The 12509-nt window shown below is 34.0% G+C and carries 13 protein-coding genes; 6 read left to right on the top strand and 7 right to left on the bottom strand.

What is annotated here, in order from left to right; translation table 11 throughout:
• The first annotated feature begins 135 nt into the window (after positions 1 to 135).
• The 6 genes from VSQ61_RS17240 (at position 136) to VSQ61_RS17215 (ending at position 3566) form a co-directional block, all read left to right on the top strand.
• A complete protein-coding gene (locus tag VSQ61_RS17240; RefSeq protein WP_334345633.1) occupies positions 136 to 369 on the top strand; it encodes a hypothetical protein in 234 nt (77 codons plus the stop codon).
• A gap of 253 nt (positions 370 to 622) precedes the next feature.
• Positions 623 to 988: a hypothetical protein gene (locus tag VSQ61_RS17235; RefSeq protein ID WP_334345632.1), complete on the top strand. Its 366-nt coding sequence runs from the start codon at positions 623 to 625 to the stop codon at positions 986 to 988.
• A gap of 628 nt (positions 989 to 1616) precedes the next feature.
• Positions 1617 to 1847 (top strand): type II toxin-antitoxin system antitoxin VapB, encoded by a 231-nt coding sequence (gene vapB / locus VSQ61_RS17230; RefSeq protein ID WP_334345631.1) that lies wholly within the window; start codon positions 1617 to 1619, stop codon positions 1845 to 1847.
• Positions 1844 to 2254: a type II toxin-antitoxin system tRNA(fMet)-specific endonuclease VapC gene (gene vapC, locus VSQ61_RS17225; protein WP_334345630.1), complete on the top strand. Its 411-nt coding sequence runs from the start codon at positions 1844 to 1846 to the stop codon at positions 2252 to 2254. Before vapB ends, vapC begins: the two co-directional genes overlap by 4 nt.
• Positions 2255 to 2339: 85 nt before the next feature.
• Positions 2340 to 2636, top strand: coding sequence for a hypothetical protein (locus VSQ61_RS17220; protein ID WP_334345629.1), 297 nt, complete (start codon positions 2340 to 2342; stop codon positions 2634 to 2636).
• Between the two features lie 105 nt (positions 2637 to 2741).
• Positions 2742 to 3566 carry a DUF6414 family protein gene (locus VSQ61_RS17215; protein ID WP_334345628.1) on the top strand — a complete coding sequence of 275 codons (825 nt, stop codon included), beginning with the start codon at positions 2742 to 2744 and terminating at the stop codon, positions 3564 to 3566.
• Here the strand turns inward: VSQ61_RS17215 and VSQ61_RS17210 are convergent.
• The 7 genes from VSQ61_RS17210 to VSQ61_RS17180 form a co-directional block, all read right to left on the bottom strand.
• Positions 3553 to 3723 (bottom strand): hypothetical protein, encoded by a 171-nt coding sequence (locus tag VSQ61_RS17210; protein WP_334345627.1) that lies wholly within the window; start codon positions 3721 to 3723, stop codon positions 3553 to 3555. The two genes, VSQ61_RS17215 and VSQ61_RS17210, sit on opposite strands and share 14 nt — an antisense overlap.
• A gap of 390 nt (positions 3724 to 4113) precedes the next feature.
• Positions 4114 to 5811 carry an ABC transporter ATP-binding protein gene (locus VSQ61_RS17205; RefSeq protein WP_285946426.1) on the bottom strand — a complete coding sequence of 566 codons (1698 nt, stop codon included), beginning with the start codon at positions 5809 to 5811 and terminating at the stop codon, positions 4114 to 4116.
• Positions 5812 to 5842: 31 nt separating this feature from the next.
• Complete coding sequence (locus VSQ61_RS17200) at positions 5843 to 7099, bottom strand: HAMP domain-containing sensor histidine kinase (RefSeq protein WP_334345626.1); 1257 nt, start codon at positions 7097 to 7099, stop codon at positions 5843 to 5845.
• Between the two features lie 44 nt (positions 7100 to 7143).
• Positions 7144 to 7839, bottom strand: coding sequence for a response regulator transcription factor (locus VSQ61_RS17195; protein ID WP_334345625.1), 696 nt, complete (start codon positions 7837 to 7839; stop codon positions 7144 to 7146).
• A 35-nt stretch (positions 7840 to 7874) separates the two neighbouring features.
• Positions 7875 to 10247, bottom strand: a complete 2373-nt coding sequence (locus VSQ61_RS17190) for an ABC transporter permease (protein WP_334345624.1) — start codon at positions 10245 to 10247, stop codon at positions 7875 to 7877.
• 4 nt (positions 10248 to 10251) lie between these two features.
• The gene (locus tag VSQ61_RS17185) at positions 10252 to 11022 is read right to left on the bottom strand and encodes an ABC transporter ATP-binding protein (protein WP_334345623.1); all 771 of its coding nucleotides are present in this window, start codon (positions 11020 to 11022) and stop codon (positions 10252 to 10254) included.
• Between the two features lie 27 nt (positions 11023 to 11049).
• Positions 11050 to 12300: a radical SAM protein gene (locus tag VSQ61_RS17180; RefSeq protein ID WP_334345622.1), complete on the bottom strand. Its 1251-nt coding sequence runs from the start codon at positions 12298 to 12300 to the stop codon at positions 11050 to 11052.
• Between the last annotated feature and the right edge of the window lie 209 nt (positions 12301 to 12509).

The raw sequence follows: 12509 nt of genomic DNA, 5'->3' as shown, positions 1-12509 counted from the left end.
TTTGCAGGAAAGCTGCAGTAGATGGGTACTTTATTCCGCCGCGTTACAACATGCACATGGAAAATTTGATTGTTCAGAAAAATTTTGAGAAAAAGAAAAATTGAGATTGCAAAAAAATGCTAGGGAGGGATATACTTGATAAAAACAGAAGGTGTCCGCTTTATGAGATACAGTGGAACATGGTCATCCATTAAGCAGGAAAATATATGTGGTGTTACGTACTTTTTAATGGAGTCTGATTTATTTGGAGACATTATGTATCATATAATAATGAATGATTCTGGTGCGTTTGTAATGACCAGCGAGGATGGATTTAATCCGCTGTACGAAAAAATAGGTGATGCGGATAACGGTTATGGTTCATCATAATGCGATTTTAAAAATGAATGACTAATAGGAAAAAATTTAATAAGCAGTAATTATAAAGAAGTGTAAGGCAAGCAATAAATGAAGATATTGCTTGCCTTTATTAATGAAAACGGAGGATTCCATCATGGCAAGAAAGCATGATAAATTTTCGTATAACTATGGATGGAGGACGGCGCCGGAGCAGTGGAACTTTTACTGGAATAATAAATTAATACGGCTGGATCACAATACACGCTCAGGAGTTGCCCTTTTAATGTTATCAGGAAAAGAAACAGAAGCGGAGGCAATACTCAAAAGACTGTTGAGAAAACAGGAAAAAGAAGACAGTTATATCTGCATTGGATTTTTTGGTGTAAACAGCAATCAGTATTACTTCACACAAGCGCTGAAATGCAGCAGAAATGACATGCAGGGCAAATTATTTTCCTATAAAGAATGGAAACATTATATACAGTCTAAAGATTGTAATTTGCCAACGTACGAGGTTACAAGCGGATACTTTATACCCAACGGGAAAATGCCAGGTAAAAAAGAGGAAGTGAATAATAAAATTGATTTGAACAGACCTGTTATCATTCGTCTTATAAGAGCGGAACAAGATAAAGTATTTCAGTTTTAGGGATAAAAATGGGAATGTATCATAAAAACTGACTGGCGGGTATCAGGTCTAAACGTTTTGCCAGGAGATGTACATCAAGAGGCTGGCGGCGTGCTGTAAAAAAGCTGTGATATTTGTAAGGTTGATAAATATACATTAACAAGAGTTTCCTTCCTGTTGCGTAAGAATAGAGAAAACAAATTTTACGCACAGGGGGAGCTCATGAAAAAGAGAATGAAAAAGCGCAGCGAATGGATCATAAAGCCAGATAAGCACATAAAAAAGGAAAAAGACCGCGACATGGATCGTATATTACACACACGCAGATAGCCTTTATTTATATGGGAATCCTGAAAATATCTGTTCTGCAGCAAGCAGAAAGTATATAATTTATATGAATGTTCATGATATAGAATATCGAATATAAGTCCGCAATGAAAGTGGGTATCCTATAAAATGTTCCCACTGTTAATCAGGAATCTGTTATTTGCTGGAAATGTCTTGGAACAAAAGCGGCACTCTTGTGGAATAAAGACAATCTGAGTGTTATTGTGATACATTATTACTGTAAAAAAATAAATACAGACTCTGATGGCATTGACATGATATATATCGTGGTATATACTATAATATAAGGAGGTGCTTAAAGATGATGACAGCAAAAGTATTTGAAAATGGCAGAAGCCAGGCAGTTAGACTGCCGAAAGAATATCGTTTTAATGATGAGGAAGTGGCTATAAACAAAATCGGAGATATTGTCATATTAATGCCAAAAGAAAACAGATGGTCTGGATTTTTAAGCAGCTTGAATCTTTTTTCAGAGGATTTCATGAATGATGGGCGCGATAAGTCTGTGGAGCAGGAGCGTGAGGCTCTATGAAGTATATGTTAGATACAAACATCTGCATTTATGCTATTAAGCATAAACCAGATACTGTGATTAAAAAATTTCTTTCGCATGATCCGGAAGAACTGTGCATTTCAGCAATTACTTATGCAGAATTGATGCATGGTGTTGAGAAGAGCATGGCAGTAGAGAGAAACCGTATTGCAATGTCTCTGTTCCTTTCCCCGATCACAATTTTGCAATTTGACGAACGGGCTGCCGAAGAGTATGGGAGAATCAAGGCAGAACTTGAAAAGAAAGGAACACCGATTGGTCCGATGGACACATTGATAGCGAGCCACGCCAAGTCAAGAGGGCTTATTATTGTGACAAACAATACGAGAGAATTTAACCGTGTGGCTGGTTTAACAATAGAAGATTGGACGCAAGAGCAAAGATAACTTGTTTTAGCCTGAAAATTTTGCCTGGCATGAAAGTCAATTAAATATTTTAGGCAGGCAAAGAAAGCGTGGTCATGTGAAATTTATGAAAGAAATAACGAGTACAAAATGCAAAATCTATCGAGTCAATCCATCTTGCCCAAATTGCGGTGAAGAACATGCCTATTATGATATAATGTTATCAGAAGAAGAACAGAATACATTAGATAATTATTATGCAAATCATCAGGGAGAATCATCGTTGGTTTTGCTTTTGAAAGAGCCGCCATTAAGAATTGAAAAAAATTTTATGTGTCCCATATGTAAAATGGAGTTTTCTAAAAGTATGGGAATTTATAGAGAAAATGCCATTGACTATAAAAGTGATGATTATATTCCATAGGGACATCGACCATTATTTTAGAAGATATATTAAGTTCTTTACAATATTATTCCAAACGGCATGAACGCGCATTTTAGTTGAGATACCTTACGAGGAGGTTAAGTTATGGGGAATAACGCAAATAATTTTCAGTTTATGGATTTTATATACTTAAATACAAATTTTCTTGAATCGTTTACAGCTCAAAAATATAAGGGCTTTCCAAAAGAGTTGCAGGCAACGCATATACTTGAAAATTCAAATGAAAATATTGGTGAAAAGGCAAACAGTGAAGTTAATTTGAATGGAAAAGTTGGTGGCGGATTACTTGGTGTGGAGGGAACTGTTACGGATGTGATAGAGGGGAGTCAAAACAACCAAAATAATACCGAAACGGCTCAAAATGTAATAGTAAAAGTACAAAGGGATAATATGTATAGTAAGTTTCATGAATATATAGAGCAAAAGGGACTATTAACAGATACTTCAGACCCAGCGTTAAAAAAATATATTTCTCTGAGCGATATGTTTTATTATATAGATTTTGAAAGGATACAAAAATTATGCGATGAAACCTATCGAAACATTTATTCCCAATACGATAGCGAATCGGATAGATTTTCGAGCGAAAAATTTAGCGAGATAAGAAGCAAAATAGCCCTTTTAAAAGAACTTATTCCATATGATGCGCTGTTATGCAATAATAAATATATCGTCTTAATTGATAAAGATTGGCTTAAAATTCCAAAAGAACACTTAGGATATGTTTTGGGCGGAGAGATCACTGTAGTCGGAAAAGTTAGTAAATGTATACAGGCGAGTGACACAATGCCCACTATAATTGAAATACTAAACAAAATTCAGGAATTTACGATAAAAATGCTTAAGGATATAGGATTCGATGTTGCAGATAGAGTGTATATGATCTCACCAATTGCTATATATCATTAAACTGATCTGCGAAATTTCTGATTCGATCACGGGTTTCTTTTGCATGCGCTTGAAAGGTTTCATCCTTTTGCTGATTATTTTTCTTTACTTGTTTTACTTCTTCAATGCGCGATATTATCAAGTCCTTTAGATTTATAGCATTATTATTTTTTGGCATATTTATAGCTCCTTGCATATATATCTTAATTTATGCGCACCAGGAATCCTCGTGCTTGTTTACAGGTGATTTAAATATATTATTTCACTTTTATTTTTAAAATATACAGCAAGGAGTATTAGCACCCCAACTATGAAACAAATACACATTTATTTCATAGTTGGGGTACCTATTAGAACGCCTCATTCAAATAACAGATGGAGCAACTAAAAAGCTGTCACGAAATGAACAGTAACAACTTGTAGGTGTTGTGAGCGCCCATTCAGGAAATAATCTTGCGTGATACTCCTCTGGCAATTCTAAAATCCCACCATTGCTTTTGACTTTTTTCAGCAAGTTCTAATGTCTCGAATACAACACTGGTAAACACTCTTTAGAATTATAAATAAATTACACTTCTTTTTTGTATCTATAGTCTTCACACAATTTTTGGAAGCATGAATTTTGGGAATACAGCGTATCATAATTACCAACACCAACAACCTTGCCGTTTTGCATACAAATTATTTCATCATACCGCTGCAAAATTTCCTTATCAAGATTATGCGTAACATGAATAACCATTTGGTTACTATTTATAAGTACATCTTCTATTTGTTTTGCGTTAGCTGCATCCAATCCGGATGTAGGCTCATCTGCCAATATTATCTTAGACTGCTTGTATAGAGCACGTGCCATTGCCAAACGCTTCTTTTCTCCTCCTGATATATTATCTCCATTTTCATCAATCATATATTCAAGATTGTTTTCCTTTGCAGCTATAAAATCCTGTAACCCTACAATGTTAAACAATTTCCATATATCTATTTCTGGATTGTTTTTTTCAAAACATACATTGTACTTAATTGTATCGTTGAATAAAAATATATCCTGTTCTACAACGGTTATCATTTTGCGCCATTCAAAAAAAGAGAGATCTTTTAGATTTTTATCCTGGTTTATCATTATACTTCCCTGAATGTCTTTATATAATCCCAAAATTAATTTTATTAATGTTGTCTTGCCACTTCCACTGCTCCCAACAACCACATATTTTCTATTATTTTGAAAATCTATATTTATGTCTTCAAGAATAGACTCTTTTGTATCACCTAATTCGAAGCAGACATGATCAAATTTTATGCTTCTAAATGAATCTAATGCTAACCTTCTTTCGCCCATTTCTTCTGTTCCATTCATATATGTTTCAATATTATTGATGGCCGGCTTAACAGATTTCATTCCTATTATGATACTAGGAATCTGCATCAGAGGATACATGACAAAATTCATAATCTGCATAACCGCTAATACAGTGCCAATAGTAAAATAACCCTTATACGATAAATATCCAGCAAAAACCACATTGCATGCAAGAACCAAGAAACTCATAGAACTGCTCAGACATTCTATAAATGATTGGTAGCTTAGTTGGCTGCGATGTTTTTTTTCAAGGTTCATGTTTGAATCCTGAACCTTTTTTTTAATACTCTTTTCCAGTTCAAACATTTTAATAGTAGTTAAGCCGCTTATCAGTTCCTTGACATTATGCACATATTCTTTATTTGCGTTAAGATATTGTGCATTTACTGTCTGCGCACGCATCACAAAAACCTGTGGTATCAGAATACTAATTATACCGCTAAATAATACCACAAAAGTTAAAAGAGCATTCGTATAGAATAAGTATAATGCAGCTACAAAAAAAAGAATGATTTGATTTATAAGTACAAAAAAATTAGTGTAATAATTTTCAAAAACCTGAGATACATCCTTTTCCATTACAGCTAACTTCTCTGTCAATTCATGATTGCTTACATTCCTTTCATTCAAAAAAGATTCTATCAAGCAATTTTTAATATGAGCAATTGCATCCGTAGAAATTCTGAAAAGGTTTTTCTTATACAAAAAACCGAATAAATAGTTAAGCACTACATAAAAGATTACAATTAAAATAATTCTAGTAAAACCTACATCAAGATTTCCAACCGCAGTATCAACTATTAATTGAAGCATTATCCCTTGAAAAATTGATAATAATGCCACAATTATCCCAAGTAAAATAATATAGCTACTAAATAACCATTTCTTTTTAAAATATGTTAGCATATTTCCTCCTTATTATGTAAAAACCAAAAGATCAAGACGCCAATAAAAGCCATAATTTAATTTCAAACCATTTTCCTTCCTCTGAATAACAACGAAGCTTTCCATCCATACTTTTAATCAGATATTCAGATATATATATACCTAATCCTGATCCTTCCTTTTCCTTTGCATTTTGCCCTCTAAAATATTTTTGTGCTAAAAAGACTTCTTCTTCCTTTTTCACTCCTGATCCAAAATCCTTGATGCTGATGCACAAATATTCACCCTCAAAGTGTGACATGACTTCAATTTCTGTATCAGCATACTTATAACTGTTGGAAATAATGTTATCCATAATTTGATGAATCCGTACTTTGTCAATCATGACAAGACATTCTAAAATGGTAAAATCTTTTATCTTTCTTTTGAAATCTGCGTGATGGAGAGCTTTTTCTATTACATAACTTTCCGTTGCTACAGAATTAACCTCCAATCTGTCTAAATCATTTAGCATACTGGTATGCAGATTTGCAATCATTCCGCTAATCTGATTTGTTTTCTCCACGATTATCTGGAACTCCTGCCGTAGTTCATCCGAGTCAGTTGTCAGGCATTGATACTCAGCTACAGCCTGAATCGAAGCCACCGGATTTTTGATATCATGACTAATCGAAGCTATCATTTCTCTTCTCAATTTATCAGCTTCTTGTTCCCTTTTTTTTGCATAAATCAATTCTTCCCTCATAATATCAAAACTTTCCGAAAAAGCCCCAAAATAGCTGCTAGCTATTCTATTAACAGGAATATCTAAATTTCCATTTGCAATCTGTTGAGCAAACGTATTCATTTTTTGAACCGGCAAAAATACATGCTTCTTTAAATAGAAAACTACCAACAAGTCTTTCAACAAAAATATAGCCAGGAATAATAAGGCCCATACTCCAATTCTATTTCTTAACTCATTATCCTCATGGTTGATAAATATTATTTTTCCGCAAATTTCACCTTCTTTTATAATATCCACGCTATAATCTTTATGAATATAATTATATGTATAATCTGTTTTTAAATTTTGCCCAAAAGCCCCTATTTCCTTTCCCTCAGCGTCAAGTACAATATATTCAATTTCATATTCCTGCAAATTACTTATTGCATTATTTATGTCCGGCCAATAATTCTTTATTGTAAATATAACATCATTGGCTTCCGTATTTTTTATTTTATTTGATGTATCAGTAGAAAAAATAGATATCAGTGATACACAAGCAATCAGATATAAACTGACAGTAATAATTATAAAACGCTTCACTTATCTCTCCTCTAATAAACCAAATAGCTTATCGCTTCTTTATACTAATTTGTATCAGAAGTATTCTTCAGCTTAAACATATAGCCCTTTCCATACTCTGTAATAATATAAACAGGATTTGAAGGATTCTCTTCTATTTTTTCCCTGATTTTCCGGATATGAACATTCAGAGTTCCCTCGCCTACAAATGCTTCCTGCCATACCTCTTTAAAAAGTTCTTCCTTTTCAACCAGACGATTTTTATTATTTATTAGATAAAATAATAACTTCTTTTCCATTCTTTTCAACAAAACCGGCTGCCCTTTTTTCATAATCGTTTCTTCTTCTGTGTTTACCTGACATTCTCCGAAGAAGATGTTTTTTGTATCATCTTCAGATGAATATCTCCTCAATACCGCTTTTACTTTCGCCAAAAGTATCGGAAGAGAATATGGCTTGCATATAAAATCATCGCCGCCCACATTTAGTCCAAGTAAGATACTTTCTTCTTCTGTTTGACAACTAATAAATATAATCGGTACCTGTGATTCTTCGCGCATCTGCTTACATAGATTATACCCGCACCCATCTCCCAAATTAACATCTAACAAGATCAAATGCGCCGTATTCTCATTCAAAAATTCATAATACTCCTTTATACTGAATACCACTGCTGTATTGATACCTGAAAGGTTGAAATATTTACAGGTATTTTCCGCCAGTGGCACTTCGTCCTCAATGATTAAACAATCATATACCAAGATATCAGCTCCTTTCTGTAAGCAGATGAATCACATTATCCCACTTTGATTAGATTACAAGGAACTATTTTTCTAACTTTCCATGCTGAAAGAAATGCTGTCAGACTCCCAATTACTTCTATACATATGAAAAGCAAAATAATCCAAACTATTGGGAAAGAAAATTCAACTTTATAAACTCCCATTCCACGGAATAACCCTCCTATTACTGCATTTGAGCAAAAATACAGGAAAATACTTCCCAATACACTTCCGCCTGCAATATAAAGCATAAACGTCATTACAGCTTGCGATATGATTTGTTTCGTGGAATATCCAAGTGCTTTCATTATCCCAAAATCCGTCTTTTGTGTCAATAAAATAGAGTTTGTCACGAAAAATCCCATTATTATTATCAAAAGAATTATAATGATAATAATGAAAAACACTACACTGACCACACTGCTTATAATGGGCGAAAGCTGCGAATAAAAAATATTATCAAATTCTCCCACATAAGACAAACGTTCCGAATAAGTATTCATTATCTCAGCACAGTAATTTTCTGCATTAACACCTTCATTTAGATAAACATGTATTGACTGCCACTCTGCCACAGGATCTATTTGAAGCAAACCCTGCATTGTAAGGTATATATCCATACCACCAGTATAGGTTCCTTGCGTCAAACCAACAATCAAAAAAACACCTTCTTTTGAATTCTCCTGAAATACCTGAGATACTTCTATGGTATCACCGATTTCTTTTTCCAGTGCCCTTGCTAGATTTGCAGAGATTGCAACTTCATTCTCATGTATAGGATAACGCCCCTCATACAAAGAAGGGTTTTCCAAAAGCTCATAATCACTATATACACATAATGATGCATACATATCTTCTCCGCATAAAAGCTTTGAACTTCCCGGTTCAATCGCAAGCATAATGTTATCAGCATCTGCTTTTCTCAATTCTTCTGCTATTTCTTCTATTTCTTCTGGTTGGCTTACCTGTATATTTACAGAATAGACTTCAGCTCCCGTAATTTGCAATAGCCCATTTTTGTCATTTACCAGCCTTGCAAATAAAATGATAGCAAATCCTGCAACACTCATAATGACAGCTACAATAACACTTATCATGATGCTTTTTACTCTTTCATGATCCATCATCTTTAGGGTAATTGATAAATTAATCGGAAAAGGCATTTTTTCTATTGTAGTCCGACTTTTTTTATAACCTGACATATGAGTTCTTTCCTGAAACGCTTCTACTGGTCTCAGACATAAGATTCCCTTTGACAGAAATAGTGTTACAATACTTATCAACAGTAGAATAATCAAAATATTTTTTGCTGAAGTCAGTCCTAAATATACGTTACTCCATATAAATCCAATATCCGTTACTATATTACTTATGAGTGCTGGCATTATAAATTGTGAAATTACTACGCCAGTAATGGATCCGAGCAATCCCAGCAGCAAGAATTGTAATGCGTATGTCATTACTATCATCTTTCCACCATAACCAATTGCCTTTAATGTTCCAAGTTCCTTTATATCGTGATCTAATGTACTACGCATATGGAAGCCAATCACCACGAAACACACCGCAACTCCTAATAATGAAGCTATGTTTATGATAATAACATAAATATTTATATTATTGCTCCGACTACTCGCAGCATATTCAATATCTGAACTACTATAAAATGCCACTTCATTTGCTTTTGATGCGACAAACTCAGCAAACCTGTTTGTTAATTCTCCCACGCTACCATTTGTTTGCATCAAAACAATTGCAGCCTCAGAAGTTGGACCTGCTTTAGCTGCCATGTCATAAAACTGCTCTTGAGGCAAATCAAAAACAATGTTAGACCTACTACCAAAAAGCACATCTTCTGTAAATCCTGCAATAATAAAGAACTCCTTAAATTCTCCTGATGATACTAAAAGAGTATCCCCAAGTTGAAAGTCAAAAAAAGTCTTACAAACATAAGGAACATAGATACCGTTTTCCGGCATTTGATTCATCTGGCTGATTATTCTCAATGAAGAAAGCGTTTCTTCTCTATCTGCATTACGGAAAGCCCAACTACCATTAATTGCCTGTTTATCGCCATTCCTGATATCGGTATTTCTTAACAGTATTGCATCTGATATCTCTATACTTGAAATATCTTCGTATTCCTGCTGGAATGCGTTTATTTCAGACTGGTATTTTTCGCAAAAGTCAAACGGGAGAACTGCTGCAAAATCAGCACTGTTCGTTTCTATTATCTTTTCCTGATACAGCCGCTTGAACCCTTCTGTCATTTGGCATCCCGTATGTGTCAATAATATTGTAATCGTACTTAACAGGAAAAACGCAAAAGATGTTTTCATACTCTTTTTAATATTTGATTTCATTAACAGTACTATATTTTTCACCATATTCTTACCATCCCATTTCTTCAAGAAAATGAATAAGTCTATCCTTTCTTTCTTCTGATTCGCCCATATAAGTTCCTAACATGCATTCTCCGCTAATTCTTCCATCTTTAAGATAAAGAATACGATTTCCTCTAAGTGCCGACTTTAAATCATGAGTTACCATGATGATTGTCTGTCCCTTGCTATTAAATTTTGTCAAAAGATCTAAGACTGCTTTTCCGGATGTTGAATCAAGTGCCCCTGTAGGTTCATCAGCAAACACTACTTCAGGATTATTAATCAACGCTCTTACAATTCCGGCTCGCCCCATCTGCCCGCCTGATATTTGAGAGGGATATTTTTTCCATTCCTTATCAGTTAGACCAACTTCTTCAAATAATTTTTTCCCTCTTTCAATTATTTTTTTCTTGTTTTTTTCTGCAAGCAAACCACTTATCAATACATTATCCATTAGATTCATGCTATCAATAAGATGGATCTGTTGAAAAATATAACCACAATTAATTTTCCGAAAATGCGCCAGCTGCTTTTCAGAATATTTTGTGAAATTTGTGCCTTTAAAATATATCTCTCCCATACTAACCTTATCCATACCTGAAAGAAGATGAAGAAGTGTAGATTTGCCCGATCCAGATGGTCCCATAAAAACAGTAAAATCCATGCTGTAAATTTGAATATCCATATTTTTGATAATATGTTGCTGCAGTTCCCCATTTGAATAGCTTTTACACAATTTTTTTGTGTTGATTACGATTTCTTTTGCCTTTTCCATCATATAAACTCCCTATATTTTTACAAATTATTACATGTAAAAAGAAATTACATACGCCTGCAATATCTTTTCAAAAGCAGTCTCGAAAAGTTTTCTATTGCACTCCTTAGACCACTTACATCCACCAAAGCAAATCGGAGCATATTCACAAGATTTAATGCAAGCTGGGTCATCATTTAAAAACTGATACCATTTTTCATCCCTGATAACAATATCATCATTTGCCAAGATTGCAGAAGATTCCTGGTATAGAACACCTGGACATGCATAAACATTCAGCTTTTCATCTATTGTAAAGCCGTTCTGAATCTTTCCAACGCATAACCCACTATCAAAATCCTTATAAGTCTTTAACCCTTTTCTTGCAGCGTACACATATAGTTCTCCTAATGCTTCCAATGACAGGCTTTCTTCGTTTGAATGGCTACAACCTAAGACTTCATTCTGTGTGGAGAAAATTGGTGCAAATTTTGTTGCTGCAATGTATTTATTTATTCCATTATCACATAAAAAGTCCACAAATTGATACACGGACTCTAAGGTTTTCTGATCCAAGTTGATCCTCAATGTCAGTTCCTGTACATTATGCTGACTAAGTAATTTGATATTTTCCAAAATAACATCAAAACTACCCCGCCCATTTTTATACGGTTTCATTTTGTCGTGTGTTTCTCTCATTCCGTCCATTGTTACCTGAATGGAATCTATATTTTTGCAATAGAAATCAACATTCTCCTTATTAAATAAGGTTCCGTTGGTAATTAGCACCAAAATAACCCTTGTGTCTAAAGTCCTTAACTCTTTTATATATTTCTCTAATACAGAACTCTTTAACATAGGTTCTCCGCCAAACAAAAATATTGTTAAAGAATCAAGCTGCTTATCTTTTACAACTTTTTGTAGATAACGGAAAATCTCTGACCACTTATCTGGCATCAGGAACTGATTACATTCATTTAACTCCTTTCTTGCATCCTGATAACAGTATACACAATTTAAGTTACAGGATGGTGTTAATGAAAGAAAAATACTGAGCCTTTTGGAATCGTATCTAACATTGTTCATGTTATTAATCATTCTGCCTAGCTCAAAGTTATGCGATTCAGTAACTATACCGTTATTATATAACACTTCTAAGAAATCTTCTTTAATTTCTTTTGTTTCTCCTTTCAGAAAAGATTCCATTTCCTGATCTATTTCCATCAGTGCTTTGGATGACATGTTATAAACAAAGCTCCTGCCATCAACATTAAATATTTTATTATACTTTGATACTACCATATCTTTCCTCTCCTTAGTTAATAATCTAGCAAAAAGCTTAATTGAAATTTAGCTGTTGGCACTTCCTACAAAATGCCAACAGCTATTTCTTTTAGCGCCTCTATGCCGCATTCCCTTATCTTACTTTGAAAACGCAGTTGTTGAATACGCAGAAGTTAGGCTCGCCAAAAGACAAAACACCTTTTTCTAATACTCTGATCATACCTGTT

Origin of the sequence: Candidatus Merdisoma sp. JLR.KK006 (assembly GCF_036941035.1) — a bacterium.
In the GTDB taxonomy this organism is placed as follows: Bacteria; Bacillota; Clostridia; order Lachnospirales; family Lachnospiraceae; genus Laedolimicola.
Note: the sequence above shows the minus strand (reverse complement) of the source record. Positions and strands in the feature narration are given on the sequence as shown.